This is a genomic window from Rhodobacteraceae bacterium M382, from assembly GCA_025141015.1.
Taxonomy (GTDB): Bacteria; Pseudomonadota; Alphaproteobacteria; order Rhodobacterales; family Rhodobacteraceae; genus Aliisedimentitalea; species Aliisedimentitalea scapharcae.
In genome coordinates this window covers 3,216,165-3,230,479 of the sequence record CP081098.1, presented here as the reverse complement: position 1 = coordinate 3,230,479, position 14,315 = coordinate 3,216,165, and the positions used below count along the sequence as shown (strand labels likewise).

Annotated in this window: 8 protein-coding genes and 3 tRNA genes; 2 read left to right on the top strand and 9 right to left on the bottom strand. The window is 59.3% G+C overall.

The features are described 5' to 3' along the window. Window positions 1–212 precede the first annotated feature (212 nt). Window positions 213–452 (top strand): Lrp/AsnC ligand binding domain-containing protein, encoded by a 240-nt coding sequence (locus tag K3727_15000; GenBank protein UWQ90093.1) that lies wholly within the window; start codon window positions 213–215, stop codon window positions 450–452. 146 nt (window positions 453–598) lie between these two features. Here K3727_15000 and K3727_14995 read toward each other — a convergent pair whose 3' ends face one another. The 8 genes from K3727_14995 to K3727_14960 form a co-directional block, all read right to left on the bottom strand. Then, window positions 599–1,948: an aminotransferase class III-fold pyridoxal phosphate-dependent enzyme gene (locus K3727_14995; GenBank protein ID UWQ90092.1), complete on the bottom strand. Its 1,350-nt coding sequence runs from the start codon at window positions 1,946–1,948 to the stop codon at window positions 599–601. 217 nt (window positions 1,949–2,165) lie between these two features. Next, window positions 2,166–2,240 (bottom strand) — tRNA-Gly (locus tag K3727_14990). 67 nt (window positions 2,241–2,307) lie between these two features. Next, entirely contained in the window at window positions 2,308–2,454 is a 147-nt protein-coding gene (locus tag K3727_14985) for a hypothetical protein (protein UWQ90091.1), read from the bottom strand. A 992-nt stretch (window positions 2,455–3,446) separates the two neighbouring features. Further along, window positions 3,447–3,521 (bottom strand) — tRNA-Glu (locus K3727_14980). Between the two features lie 170 nt (window positions 3,522–3,691). Continuing rightward, a tRNA-Gly gene (locus K3727_14975) sits at window positions 3,692–3,766 on the bottom strand. 329 nt (window positions 3,767–4,095) lie between these two features. Next, the gene (locus tag K3727_14970; GenBank protein ID UWQ90090.1) at window positions 4,096–4,482 is read right to left on the bottom strand and encodes an MAPEG family protein; all 387 of its coding nucleotides are present in this window, start codon (window positions 4,480–4,482) and stop codon (window positions 4,096–4,098) included. A 981-nt stretch (window positions 4,483–5,463) separates the two neighbouring features. Next, a complete protein-coding gene (locus tag K3727_14965) occupies window positions 5,464–8,907 on the bottom strand; it encodes a pyruvate carboxylase (GenBank protein ID UWQ90089.1) in 3,444 nt (1,147 codons plus the stop codon). A gap of 134 nt (window positions 8,908–9,041) precedes the next feature. After that, window positions 9,042–10,193 carry an alpha-hydroxy-acid oxidizing protein gene (locus tag K3727_14960; GenBank protein ID UWQ90088.1) on the bottom strand — a complete coding sequence of 384 codons (1,152 nt, stop codon included), beginning with the start codon at window positions 10,191–10,193 and terminating at the stop codon, window positions 9,042–9,044. A 253-nt stretch (window positions 10,194–10,446) separates the two neighbouring features. On the opposite strand from K3727_14960, the gene K3727_14955 reads away from it, so the two are divergent. Next, window positions 10,447–12,801, top strand: a complete 2,355-nt coding sequence (locus tag K3727_14955; GenBank protein UWQ90087.1) for a UvrD-helicase domain-containing protein — start codon at window positions 10,447–10,449, stop codon at window positions 12,799–12,801. A gap of 534 nt (window positions 12,802–13,335) precedes the next feature. On the opposite strand, the gene K3727_14950 is transcribed toward K3727_14955, so the two are convergent. Beyond that, the gene (locus tag K3727_14950) at window positions 13,336–13,554 is read right to left on the bottom strand and encodes a DUF1127 domain-containing protein (protein UWQ90086.1); all 219 of its coding nucleotides are present in this window, start codon (window positions 13,552–13,554) and stop codon (window positions 13,336–13,338) included. Window positions 13,555–14,315 lie beyond the last annotated feature (761 nt).

The window sequence follows — 14,315 nt, the reverse complement described above, 5'->3', positions numbered from 1 at the left end:
GTTTTCCTTTTTGGGGCACGCGAAAGAGAGTGCAGGGTGCTTATAGGCGGTGGCGCGGGACAGGCCAAGCCCGCGCCGTGTGTCTGCGGCCATCTGTTGCCCTGGGACCGGCCGGCAAACCGTACGCGCAGCTCCCGAGGGATTGCGCCCAGGGGCCGCGCGTGTCAGCTTGGCGCTGAAACTTCAACACCCACAACCCCCAGAGGCCCCGCATGTCGACCTGTGTATTCATTCAGATTCGCTGCAAACCCGGCTCTACCTACAAGGTGGCCGAGGACATTGCGCTGCGCGAGATCCATTCCGAGTTGTATTCGACCAGTGGCGAATTCGACCTGCTGATGAAGCTGTATATTCCGGCCGGCGAAGATGTCGGCAAGTTTATCAACGAAAACCTTCTGGTAATTGCGGACATCGAGCGGTCGCTGACGACGATGACGTTCAAGGTGTTCTGACACGGCATTGCAGAAGGGGGCTCTGCCCCCGCAGCCATTGGCTGCTCCCCCGGGATATTTAGTGCCAGATGAAGAACGGATCCCCTGATCGTCTGGTGAAAAATATCCCGGAGCGGGAGGCAGTTTCTCGCAGTAGCCTGCTGGTGTCAGGCAACCAGACCTTCGGCCCTGACGTGGTCCCAGGTTTCCTCCAGCCCTTTGCTCAGACTGTCGAGCATGTCATCCACCTGCGATTGCGTGATGATCAGCGGCGGGCACAGCGCCACGGAATTGCCCGCAACCGCACGCAGGATCAGCCCGTTGCGTTCACAGGCCTTCATTGCAAAGCCACCGGCAACGGCCCCATCGAACCCCTGACCGGTGGTCTTGTTCGCCACCAGCTCAAGCGCGGCGATCAGCCCTTTGCCGCGGACTTCTCCCACCAGGGGATGATCGCTGAAACGCTCACGCAGTTGGGCCTGCAGGTAGTCGCCAACCGTCGCTGCATGTTCAAAGATCTTGTCGCGCTCGTAGATTTCCAGTGTTTTCAGCGCGGCGGCGCAGGCCGCCGGGTGACCGGAATAGGTGTAGCCATGCCCAAACACGCCCACCTGGTTTGACGGTTCGATCATGGCTTCGTACATCCAGCCCGGAATTACGGCTGCCGAGATCGGGAAGTAGGCGGAGCTGAGTTGTTTGGCAAAGGTCATCAGATCGGGTTTGATGCCCATCGTGGTGGCACCAAAATCGTTACCAGTGCGACCAAATCCACAAATGACTTCGTCTGACCAGACCAGAATGTCGTGTTGGCGCAGCAGGTCCTGCAGTTTTTCATAGTATCCCTCTGGTGGAACGATCACACCCGAGGCACCGGTGATCGGTTCGACGATCATGGCCGCGATCGTGTCGGGGCCTTCGGAAAGGATCTGCTGTTTCAGCTCATCCAGGATGCGATCAACGAATTGGGTTTCGGTCTCATTGCCCTGGCGGCCCGTATAGTAATGGGGGGAAGCGGTGCGCAGGATGTCCAGCGCTTCGACCGGTGCATCGAAATGGGCAAGATTCGCAGGCAGCGAGGTCAACGCCCCAGCGGCAACCGTGACCCCGTGGTATCCACGGTCCCGCGTGATGATCTTGCGTTTTTGCGGTTTTCCAATGGCGTTGAAATAATACCGCAGCATCTTGATGTGGGAATCATTGGCGTCCGATCCGGAGTTGCCAAAGAAGAAATAGGGATCTTCGATCGGCACCATGTCAGCCAACCTGTTGGCCAGTTCCATTGCTGGTTCGTGTGTCTTTCCACCAAACATATGGGTAAAGGGCAGCTTGCCCAGTTGACCCGCGATGGCATCGACCAGTTCCTGGTTGGAATAGCCCAGCGACGTACACCACAGGCCGGCCAGTCCTTCGATGTAACGGTTGCCGTCGGTGTCAAAGACATAGATGCCTTCGCCGCGGTCCAGACACAGCTGTTCGGTCGCGGTCAGATTGGTTGTCGGATAGATCACGGGGGCCATTGCAAACTCCTGAGGATTTGGCGGTGCCGGGCAAAAAAACATTGGTTCAGCGCGAACCTTGGCCGGTTTTTCTGGTGGCGTCAAAGGAATTTGATCAAATGCGTGCCGGGTGTCCCCGGTGGATTTTTGCATGGGCTTTTATGTGGTCAGTCCGCAGGGGCGCGAAATAGCCGGACCACAAAAAAAGCCACCCAAAGGCGGCTTGTTTTAGACCAACTGGAGCGGGCGAGGCGATTCGAACGCCCGACCCTAACCTTGGCAAGGTTATGCTCTACCCCTGAGCTACGCCCGCATCCGGTTGGTGAGGCGCTGAATAGTAATTCTGCGCGACGCCCGCAAGAGAAAAAACACAATTCCTGTCAGAATTTTTTGCCCAGCGGAAGCGAGCGTAAAAAGGAGTGCCAGCGCCAAGTGGTGCCCGTTGTTTCAGCGACTGCGCTGCCGCCCAGCTGTGGCTTTTGCCCCGCGTCGGTCACCGGACGGGTCAGCCCCATTGTGTCGACCATCTGTGTTCATCATCGGGCCGGATTGCCGACAGCGCAACGGCTGGCGGGCTTGGTCCGTGGCGCTGGAACGCGTGTGGGCCTGAGGCGGCGCGCCCCATGCGCCCCGGTTGTTCGATCAGATCATGGAGCCTGAAGACCTGTCAATCGGTCAACAGGACCGGAGATGTCGCAAGGGTTTCCAGGTCGTCTCATAGGCCAGCCCTCCGACCTTGCGAACCGTTCTGTGATCAAAGCTTTTGAGAAGAGGGGCTTGGTGTCTGTGGAAAAAGAACGTGGCTTTGGTTCAGGCTCGCAGACGTTTTTCAGCGAATGTCGAGAAAGCGGCAGCCCGTATGGGCTACCCGTGTTGGTCAGAACTCCTAATAAAATATTGCGCGAAGCGCCCCACGTGTCCGGTAGCAGGCCATGCTAAAGATCAATGGGGAGTATGAGGTGGATGTGCCCGTCAACCTCTCGGGTTTTTTCCTGCGCTGCTGGCTGATCAGGAGTTGTTCACCGCTGTCGTCCGGCGTGGTGTCGCCGCAATATCCGGTGTTGCGTCCAACAGGGACTTGGAAGTGAACAAAGACCAAATCGACTATGACGACTTTGCCTAGATCGCCGGCTTCAAATCCGAAACCCTGACCATGGGTGTGCCCTTTGCGGCGGGCAATACCATCCTCTTGCAACCTTCCGACGATCCGGTTCTGCGCGGCGAAATCTTCTGATGCCCGGCGCTGTCGGCACTCCTGCCACCCTATCATGTGCTGACGGTCTGCTTTGCCATTGCCGCGGCGATGGGGAGGCATCTATGCCGTGATGTCCGCGCTGTCGCTCAGCGACCAGAAACCTGCGGCAACATACACAAAAAGCGCCGAGCGAGCGCGGCGTGCACTCCATGCAGCGAAGCGTCGGAAGAATGCCGACTGAAGGTCAGGTGTCCCACGGCGAAACAAAACGCCGAAGCCTTCCAGGTCGGAAGCTCAACAAAATAGGGTTGTTCAGGGAAGAAGTGGCAGCCCGTAGGGGAATCGAACCCCTCTTTCCAGGTTGAAAACCTGGCGTCCTAACCGATAGACGAACGGGCCACTGTGTGTGCGGTTCTTTAGGCAATCCGGAACCGGGGCGCAAGAGAAATCGAGAGAATGGAACAAGTTTTTTGGGGAACCGCTGTAGTGTGATTTCCAGTGCATTCTCAGAGAGTTGCAACGCACACGACACAAAAAAACCGCCCGAAGGCGGCTTGTTTTAGGCCAACTGGAGCGGGCGAGGCGATTCGAACGCCCGACCCTAACCTTGGCAAGGTTATGCTCTACCCCTGAGCTACGCCCGCATCCGGTTGGTGAGGCGGAGATATTCATTCCCTCGCAGCGCTGCAAGTGAAAAAGACAGCGGAGGGGCAAAAAAATCCGGGTCACGCGAAAAAACAGCGGGAATGAGCGACGGAGAAAACCCGGTCCTGCGTTCAAGACCCTAAGGATCGTTTCAGACAGGGAGAAAACGGATGGCCAGGGGAGAACAGCTTCGCATGGTGACTTTGATCGCGGCAATGGCCATGGCATCATATCTGGGGGGCAGAGATACGGATGGGGCAGGCAGGGGGTATGCGCTGGACCCATCGTCTCCTGTAGATACCCAGCGGTTAAAGCGTGATGTTCTGGATCAGACCAACGCCTGGATGATCAAACCCACACCCGCCAGCACAAGCACGGCAAATGTTGACACCATGCCGATCTGGCGCAGCACGATGATTTGAGGGTCCCGACCGAATCCCAGAACGTGCAAGACCCGTCCAATCACCAGGGCTGATCCCAAGAGGTGCAACGACCAGGTAGGGGCTCCTTGCCCTTCGCACAGTGCGATCAGGAGCAGGGCAAAGGGCGTGTACTCGGTGAAATTGCCATGTACGCGGATCGCCTGAAAGAGCGCTTTGTCGCCCATGTCACCGATCAGCGCCCTGGCACGGCGGCGCCCCATGATCACTTTGGTGGACAACCCGACCAGAAGAACTGCCAGCAGGCCTGCATACAGAGATGTGATGGGAAACATGAAATTGTCCTGAATGTTGGAATCGGAAGGTCAAAAGCGGATCACGGTTATGGGTAGCACGGTCAGCCGTTGCTGCAATAGCGTCCGTTGGCTGGCCCTTAGTTTTTGAGGGGGAGCTGGTTTTGCGGATCCCAGTGGTTTGGGGATCCCTGTGGTTCGGGAACGTGGGACCGTCATCCTACCAAAATCCGTCGACCTATAGAGACAGGTCTCTGGGCCAGAGGCCGCGACAGGTATATGTCCGGCGTGCGCGATCCGATCAGATTGGGTGCCCAGGTACCATTTGCTTGGCCCCATCCGGGGCAACCGGCACACGCCCCCAGCGGATCGCAGCATCCCGCCGTTTAATCCAATGCCGGTCCAGAACCAGGTAGAACGCTCTGCGCTGGCCGGTTGGGTGCCGGGCGAACATGCGTATGGACCGTATCAGTTGAGGCAAACAGATCTGGGGCGGTCATGTGCCGCCCTCTGGATGCAAGTGCCAATTGCGCGCCATTTGATATCAGAGGCCTGCAAGCGTTCGGTGCCTGCACCACAGGCGCACAACAGCTGACGTGCGGGATTCTGGCCTGTAGGGCGAACGGCGCGGGGGTGGTCCGGAATGCTCGCCCTTGAATTCGATGCAGCGCTCGCAGAACGCGACACCTCTCAGAAAGAAGGATGCCCGTGGGGCCACCGGGCAGACCGATTCGAGCACACCGTTGCGTAGCAGGTCAGGGCCATACCCAGATCCCCGGCATCGGGATTTGGTCAAGATGATTGATAGGGGGGCGGGATCCATTCCTGGGCGGCTCGACAGGTTGGGGCAGGGCATTTGGGAATGCCGTCATGCCAACTGGGTCGCGGACTGGTCCGGCGTGCGCAGGTAAAACCGTCCAAAAAAACACCTGCCGCAGGATCTGCGGCAGGTGAAGGATGTTCGAGCTTGTGTACCCATGGGCACATCTCTCACGGTACGACGGGGTCGGCCCGTGAGGGGGCTTACTCCAATTCGACCAACAGATCCTTGGCGTCGATCTGACCGCCGGGCTGGACGTGGAGTGCTTTGACTGTTGCGTCTCGCTCGGCGTGGATGCCGGTTTCCATTTTCATGGCTTCGATGGTCAACAGCAGGTCGCCTTCCTTGACGTCCTGGCCGCTCAAAACGGCGACGGTGGCGACAACGCCGGGCATCGGGGCACCGATGTGGTTGGGGTTGCCCAATTCCGCCTTGGGGCGCTGTGCAGTGGTGGATTTCACCAACCGGTTGGGCACCCGGATCACGCGGGGTTGACCGTTGAGTTCAAAGAACACTTTGACCTCGCCGTTGTCGTCCGTTTCGCCAATCGCCTGCAGGCGGATTTCCAGCGTTTTTCCGGGGTCGATTTCGGCGGTGATCTCTTCGCCTGGTTCCATCCCGTAAAAGAAGGTGCGCGTTGGCAGGGACCGCACCGGACCATAGGTGCGGTGACGCCCCATGTAATCCAGGAACACCTTGGGATACATCAGGTATCCGTTCAGATCCTCATCATCGACCGGCTTGCCTTCCAGCTCGGCGGACAGTTCGGCGCGGGTGGCCTCGAGGTCCACAGGCTCCAGATGGGCACCGGGGCGGGTCAGATTGGGGGCTTCGTCCTTGAGCACCTTGTTGATGATGCCAGCAGGGAAACCACCGGGAGGCTGGCCCAGGTTGCCGCGCATCATGTCGATGACCGAATCCGGGAATGCCACGTCGGTGGCGGGGTCTTCGACCTCGGCACGGGTCAGGCCCTGGGACACCATCATCAGCGCCATGTCGCCAACAACTTTGGAGGATGGCGTCACCTTGACGATATCACCGAACATCTGGTTGACGTCGGCATAGGTCTGGGCAACGTCTGACCATTTCTCTTCCAGCCCCAGCGAACGCGCCTGCGCCTTGAGGTTGGTGAACTGACCGCCGGGCATTTCGTGCAGATAGACTTCGGAGGCAGGGGCCGCCAGACCGCTTTCGAACGCCACATACTGTGCCCGCACACCTTCCCAATAGTCCGAGATTTCACGCACTTTGGTGATGTCGATACCGGTGTCGCGGTCGGTGTTGCGCAGACCTTCGACGATCGAGCCGAGGCAAGGCTGCGATGTGCCGCCGCTGAACGCATCCATGGCGACATCCACGGCATCCACGCCTGCGTCGGCAGCGGCCAGAATGGTCGCACCCGCGATGCCGGAGGTGTCATGGGTGTGGAAGTGGATTGGCAGGCCAACCTGTTCCTTCAGCGCTTTGACCAGCACCTTGGCCGAGGCCGGTTTCAACAGACCTGCCATGTCTTTCAGACCCAGAACATGGGCGCCTGCGGCTTCCAGTTCCTTGGCCATGCCAACATAGTACTTCAGGTCATATTTGGCACGGTTCGGGTCCAGAATATCGCCGGTGTAACAGATGGTGCCTTCGCAGACCTTGCCCGCGTCCACCACCGCATCCATGGCGACGCGCATGTTTTCGACCCAGTTCAGCGAGTCAAATACGCGGAACACGTCGACACCGGTGCTGGCGGCCTGGCGCACGAATTCCTGCACCACATTGTCAGGATAGTTGGTGTAGCCGACGCCGTTGCTGGCACGCAGCAGCATCTGGGTCATCAGGTTCGGCATTGCCTCGCGCAGGTCACGCAGACGCTGCCAGGGGCATTCCTGCAAGAAGCGATAGGCCACGTCGAATGTCGCGCCCCCCCAGCATTCAACAGAGAACAGTTGGGGCAGGTTGGCGGCATAGGCGGGGGCCACCTTGATCATGTCGATCGACCGCATCCGGGTCGCCAACAGCGACTGATGCCCGTCGCGCATGGTGGTGTCGGTCAACAGCAGCTGACGCTGGGCTTTCATCCAGTCGGCAACTGCCTTTGGACCCTTTTGCTCCAGCAGATTGCGGGTGCCATAGGGGGCAAAGCCGGGATCGACCTGGGGTGCGCGCGGTTCGCGCAGATCGGTGGCAGGTGCAGCGCGGTCGGTGGTTTCCGGGTGACCGTTCACCGAAATATCGGCGATATAGTTCAGAACCTTGGTACCGCGATCGCGGCGACGTGCGAACTGGAACAGATCCGCCGTCTCGTCGATGAATTTGGTGGTGTATTCATTGCTCAGGAAGATCGGGTGCTTCAGCAGGTTCTCGACGAAGGCGATGTTGGTGCTGACACCGCGAATACGGAATTCGCGCAGCGCGCGGTCCATCCGGGCAATCGCCTTTTCCGGGGTCTGGGCGTGGGCCGTAACCTTGACCAAGAGCGAATCGTAGTAGCGCGTGATCACGCCGCCGGAATAGGCGGTGCCGCCGTCCAGACGGATGCCCATGCCGGTGGCTTCGCGGAACGCGGTGATGCGGCCATAGTCGGGGATGAAATTGTTCTGCGGATCCTCGGTGGTGATCCGGGTCTGCAGCGCGTGGCCATTCAGACGCACGTCGTCCTGGCTGTCCTTGCCGGTGGCCTCGGAGATGGTCTTGCCTTCGGCGATCAGGATCTGTGCCTGCACGATGTCGATGCCGGTGACTTCCTCGGTAACGGTGTGTTCCACCTGCACCCGCGGGTTCACTTCGATAAAGTGGAAGGTGCCTGTGTTCATATCCATCAGGAATTCAACGGTTCCGGCACATTCATAGCCCACATGGGCACAGATCTTGCGACCGAGTTCGCAGACCTCGGCGCGTTGCTCTTCGCTCAAGTATGGCGCGGGCGCGCGTTCGACCACTTTTTGGTTGCGTCGCTGCACCGAACAATCACGTTCGAACAGGTGATAGATCTGCCCGTGTTTGTCGCCCAGAATCTGCACCTCGACGTGACGCGCGCGGGTGATCATCTTTTCCAGATAGCCTTCGCCATTGCCGAATGCGGCTTCGGCTTCGCGGCGCCCTTCCAGAACCTTCTCTTCCAGCTCAGCCTCGGACAGGATCGGGCGCATGCCGCGTCCGCCACCGCCCCAGGAGGCTTTCAGCATCAGCGGGTAACCGATCTCGGCGGCCTGCGTCTTGATCGCGGCCATGTCATCGCCCAGCACTTCGGTGGCGGGGATAACGGGAACGTCGGCCTCAATCGCCACGCGCCGCGCGCTGGCCTTGTCACCCAGGGCGCGCATGGTTTCGGCCTTGGGACCGATAAAGGTGATGCCGTTGCGCGCACAGGCATCGACGAAATCCGGGTTCTCCGACAACAGCCCGTAACCGGGGTGGATTGCATCCGCGCCGCTCTCCTTGGCCACTCGAATGATCTCGTCAATGCTCAGATAGGCGGCAACAGGGCCCATGCCTTCACCAATGCGATAGGCCTCATCCGCCTTGAAGCGGTGCAAGCCCAGCTTGTCCTCTTCGGCAAAAATCGCAACCGTGCGCTTGCCCATTTCATTGGCTGCACGCATCACACGAATGGCAATTTCACCGCGGTTCGCGATCAGGATCTTTTTGAAGTCGGTCATGTCACCCTCTGGGTCGTGAAGTTGGGACGGAGTGTTAGGCGGTTTCTACCGTGTCGTATACCCGTAGTTCTGGGTAGAACCGGCATGATTGCGCTCTCATGCGGCGCAAATCCGTCAATTTTTGTGACGCCGCGTCACAAATGCCCCGGGGTCACCCGGATGGGCGTTGGCAATGCCGTCAGAACCGAACACCCCATTTGCCCCATGTTGGCCTCCAGATCGCGCTGCAGAATCTCTGTCAGATGGGTTGGACCGTGCGGTCCCAAGGCCGCAAGAGCATAGTGATAGGCCCGCCCCAACATGATGAAATCAGCCCCCAGTGCCAGAGCACGCAGAATGTCGAGCCCGCCTTCGATCCCGCTGTCAAAGACAATCGGCCGTTTTGTGACAGCGCGGATGAGAGGCAAGGCATCGATGGCGGCAGGGCTGCCATCGAACTGGCGGCCTGCGTGATTTGACACCCACAGCCCGTCGATGCCGATCCGGTCCAGCGCCTCGGCATCTTCGGGGCGCATCACGCCCTTGATCACAAACGGGCCATCCCAATGGTCACGCAGCCATTCGACATAGCCCCAATCCGGAGAGGTGCGCAGCAAATAGCCGATATGCGCCGTTGGCGGCAGGCCGCTCAGGTCCTGGGTTATGTATTTGTCCAGGGTGCGCATGTTGGGCATTCCAGGCCGGGCCATGCCCAGGGCCCAACCGGGACGCAGGGCCACCTGCGCCATCAGGCGTGGGGTCAGCCTGGGCGGTTGGGTCAATCCACTGCGCACCTGACGTTCGCGGCGGGATGCGACGGGCACATCAACGGTCAAGACCAGGGTTTTGAACCCCGCGGCGCGGGCGCGGTCCAACAAGTCCTGTCGAATGTCCGGGTCCTTGGGCGGGTAGAGTTGGAACCAGGCGTTGGACCCCAGGTGAGGGGCCAGATCCTCGGGGCTTTGGCTGGCAACAGTGGACAGAGTATAAGGAATACCAGCGGTCGCCGCGGCCCGAGCCAGATGTCCTTCGGCGTCGGGCCAGATCAGGCCGGACATCCCCACGGGGGCCATACCAAAGGGGAGGGGACAGCGGGTCCCAAACAGATCGATCCCCAGATCGACATCCAGTGGCCCATGCAGGATCGAGGGAACAAACCCCCAAGCGTCCAGCCCGTTGCGATTGCGCGCCTTTGCGGCCTCGATCCCGGTGCCGCTGTCCAGATAGTCCCAAACGAACTTTGGCAGGCGCCGTTTGGCGCGGGTTTTGAGGTCGTGAAGCGAAGGGTAGCGCGCATGTAAATCCATGAGGGATATTTGTGATGGTGCCGACGGGAAAGTCCAGCCTTGCGTCGCCCTCTTTGGCCCCGCTGCCAAAAGGCGCGCGTGCCGCGCACCGGATCTGTCGCCCCCGACCTGTGGTCGGGGGCTCCGCGCCTGTGGTCAGGCGACGCAACATAGTCTGTGTCGCGCCGCTTTGGGACATGGGTGCAAAAAACCCTGCAGAACATTGCGCGAACACCTCTTTCGTTGTGCGGGCAGTCAGGTTAGGATCGCGGCCATGAGCAGTTTTGACGAAATGGACGCCTTCGAAGGCGCCTCCCTGTCGGCCCGGGCCATGGCGGCCCGGCCGGTGCCGTATTTGGATGATTTGAACCCGGCCCAGCGGGATGCTGTGGAGCGGATGGACGGTCCTGTGCTGATGTTGGCCGGAGCGGGCACGGGCAAGACCAAGGCGCTGACCGCGCGGATTGTGCATTTGTTGAACACAGGCCGGGCGCGTCCGAACGAGATTCTGGCAGTGACCTTCACCAACAAGGCCGCGCGCGAGATGAAAGAACGGGTCGGGCGTATGCTGGGGCAGTCGATCGAGGGGATGCCATGGCTGGGCACCTTTCATTCGATCTGTGTGAAACTGCTGCGCCGCCATGCCGAGTTGGCGGGGCTCAAGTCGAATTTTACCATTCTGGATACCGATGATCAGATCCGGTTGCTGAAACAGCTGATCCGGGCGGAAAACATTGATGATAAACGGTGGCCCGCACGCATGCTGGCCGGGATCATTGATGACTGGAAGAACCGTGCCCTGACACCGGGCAAGGTGCCGGTGGCCGAGTCGGGCGCTTTTAATCATCGCGGCATCGAGCTTTATGCCCGGTACCAGCAACGCCTGAAGGATCTGAATGCAACGGATTTTGGCGACCTGCTGTTGCATGTTGTGACGATCTTTCAGACCCACCCGGATGTGTTGGGGCAATACCAGCGCTGGTTCCGCTATGTGCTGGTGGACGAATATCAGGACACAAACATCGCTCAATACCTGTGGCTGCGCCTTTTGGCGGCGGGACATAAGAACATCTGCTGTGTCGGGGATGATGATCAGTCAATCTATGGCTGGCGCGGGGCCGAGGTTGGCAACATCCTGAGATTCGAACAGGATTTTCCCGGCGCGCATGTGGTGCGGCTGGAGCAGAACTATCGCTCGACCCCGCATATTCTGGCGGCGGCGTCGAATGTGATCCGGGGCAACGAGGGGCGTTTGGGCAAGGAGCTGTGGACCGAGGCAGAAGAGGGCGAGAAGGTCCGTCTGATCGGTCATTGGGACGGTGAGGAAGAGGCGCGTTGGATCGGCGAGGAAATCGAATCGATGCAACGCGGCACCCGGGGGATGCGCGGGTACGATCTGAACGAGGTGGCGATTCTGGTGCGGGCTTCGCATCAGATGCGCGCGTTTGAAGATCGGTTTCTGACCATAGGGCTGCCCTATCGCGTGATCGGTGGGCCGCGGTTCTATGAACGGATGGAGATCCGGGACGCCATGGCTTACTTCCGGCAGGTGGTCAGCCCAGAGGATGATCTGGCGTTTGAACGTATTGTGAACACGCCCAAGCGCGGTTTGGGGGACAAGGCACAGCAGACCATTCAGGCGATGGCCCGCGAACATGCGGTGCCTTTGGTCGAAGGGGCGCGGATTGCCGTGGACAACGGGTTGATCAAGGGCAAGGGCGGCGGTGCCCTGCGCCAATTGGTCGAGGATCTGGGCCGTTGGGGGCGGTTGGTGAATGACGCCGGCATGACCCATATGGAGCTGGCGGAAATCGTTCTGGACGAAAGCGGCTATACCACCATGTGGCAGAACGACAAGTCGCCCGAAGCTCCGGGACGGTTGGAAAACCTCAAGGAATTGGTCAAAGCGCTGGAAAACTTTGAGAACCTGCAGGGGTTTCTGGAACATGTCAGCCTGGTCATGGACAATGACAAGCAGGATTCGGATCAAAAGATCAGCATCATGACCCTGCACGCGGCCAAGGGGTTGGAGTTTCCATCGGTGTTTCTGCCCGGATGGGAGGACGGGTTGTTTCCGTCCCAACGGTCGATGGATGAAAGCGGGCAAAAGGGGCTCGAGGAAGAGCGCCGGCTGGCCTATGTGGGAATCACCCGAGCCGAAGAGGTCTGTACCATTTCATTTGCAGGCAACCGGCGGGTGTTCGGCCAATGGCAATCGCAGCTGCCGTCTCGATTCGTCGATGAACTGCCCGAGGATCATGTCGAGGTCCTGACGCCACCCGGGTTGTACGGCGGCGGATATGGAGCGGCGGCGCAGACACCGCAGTCACGAGGGGGGATCGAAGAGCGCGTGGCCAAGGCGGATGGCTATAATTCGCCGGGCTGGAAACGGTTGCAGGCGCGGTCCGGTCAGCGTGGCATGTCCCAACCCAAGGAGAGCCGCAACACGGTGATTGATCTGGAGGCGGTGTCGAGCTTTACCCTGGGGGATCGGGTGTTCCACCAGAAATTCGGCTATGGGGCTGTGGTCGGGATCGAAGGTGACAAGCTGGAGATTGATTTTGACAAGGCAGGGGCCAAGAAAGTGGTGGCCCGGTTCGTGTCCTCAAGCGATGATATTCCATTCTGAACGGTTTCGGATGCCTGCGGCATCCGACCGGCCCGGATCGCAAAGCGATCCGGGCCTTTTTTTTGCCCGTCTTTTCGTCGCCCGCCGTGTTTTTTCCGCCGTGTTTTGTCCTCCGATGTGCGGGAGGTCCTGAGCGCCTGAATATGTCCAAATGGAAATGTATCCGGCAGCTGCGCGATTAGACGGGGCAGGTGCTTCAGATCGCTATGCGACCGGACGGGATAGATGCTTCCGATCGCACAGCGATCGGGCTGGATAGTGTTTCCGATCGCACAGCGATCGGACAGGCGCAGCTGCGCTGCGTGTCTCGGGAAAATGGGGGGGCATTAGGCATAAAAAAACGACGGCGCCAGGGAGGAGGAGGGCGCCGCCGTTTTCATTCAACACCAGAGGTAGGGAGGAGGAGAAACCCCGGGTGCTTTCAGCCCGACATCGCTGCCGGTATTTGTGCGGTGACATCAGGGAGGAGGACGATGTCACCGCTTAGGTCAGGCCCCAAGGGAGGAGGAGAAGAGGCCCGGTCTAACCTTGAATTCAGTTGTTTTCGTATGCGGCCTGATGGGCCACGCGGCGCAGTTGCGACCGGCTCAACCCCAGATCGGACAGCTCGCGGTCGCTGAGAGCGGACAGCTCGTTCATGGTGCGACGGAACATGGCATACCGTGAAAAGCGGGCGACCAAAGTGTCGACAAAGGCCAAAGGGTTGCTTGTCAGGGTGCCACGGCGGGTGCTGATTTCGGATGTCATGGCCATGGGCTCAGTCCTTCTTGGTCTTCGAATGCTGCGGCGGGGCAGCGTCATGTGTGTCGTTTGTTATGCCCTATATCTGGGGAAATGCTGCGGATGCACAATCCCCTGCGTGGGCATTGCTGCTATGCAGCATTTGCATGGGTGACTGCGGATGGGCTTGACCTTTTGGAATTTAGGCGGGGCAGGCCGTTGCCCACTACTGTTGCGCTGCACGCCAGAGTCGCACCGCAGGACAGAACAGTAGAGGCAGACATTAGGACCAAACATTAGGACCGATCCTTAGGGCGAGACACCTTTACGCGCTCATTCGGCCTGCTGCGGTCAGATCGCCACCCCGGGCCGGACGCTGATCCGGAGTTTGGGAATTTATGGGCCGGATCCGGGACGCTAGAGGCTGTATGGGAAATTATGGGACGCAATGAAGCGCACAGGGCAATTTTCCGAATCACTTGGAGCCAAATCCTGGGAAAATCGAAAGGATCGGTGTGTTTCGGATGAAATTTGGATGGGGCGAACCGTGAACAAAAGTTTCTTGATCGGGTCAATTCAAAAAAACTTGGGAATTTGAGGGACAAAGGCAGAGGTGGAGCGCGCAACCGATATGTTGTGGGTGTTTGGATCGTTTTGTCTACATTCCGCGTTTTTGGGTGTGACTTCCATGGAAGCCTGGAGCGTCGGTTCGCCGAATTACCCCGTGCTGCAGTGATTCCGGTGCAAAATTCTGTTGATTTCCATGAATTCCCATGGCATCCCTAATATATCGA

Excerpts from the sequence above, each read along its gene's own strand:
- K3727_14960 (UWQ90088.1), bottom strand. The coding sequence starts at position 10,193 with ATGGATTTACATGCGCGCTACCCTTCGCTTCACGACCTCAAAACCCGC.
- K3727_14965 (UWQ90089.1), bottom strand. The coding sequence starts at position 8,907 with ATGACCGACTTCAAAAAGATCCTGATCGCGAACCGCGGTGAAATTGCC.
- K3727_14955 (UWQ90087.1), top strand. The coding sequence starts at position 10,447 with ATGAGCAGTTTTGACGAAATGGACGCCTTCGAAGGCGCCTCCCTGTCG.
- K3727_14995 (UWQ90092.1), bottom strand. The coding sequence starts at position 1,948 with ATGGCCCCCGTGATCTATCCGACAACCAATCTGACCGCGACCGAACAG.
- K3727_15000 (UWQ90093.1), top strand. The coding sequence starts at position 213 with ATGTCGACCTGTGTATTCATTCAGATTCGCTGCAAACCCGGCTCTACC.
- K3727_14970 (UWQ90090.1), bottom strand. The coding sequence starts at position 4,482 with ATGTTTCCCATCACATCTCTGTATGCAGGCCTGCTGGCAGTTCTTCTG.
- K3727_14950 (UWQ90086.1), bottom strand. The coding sequence starts at position 13,554 with ATGGCCATGACATCCGAAATCAGCACCCGCCGTGGCACCCTGACAAGC.
- K3727_14985 (UWQ90091.1), bottom strand. The coding sequence starts at position 2,454 with ATGGTCGACACAATGGGGCTGACCCGTCCGGTGACCGACGCGGGGCAA.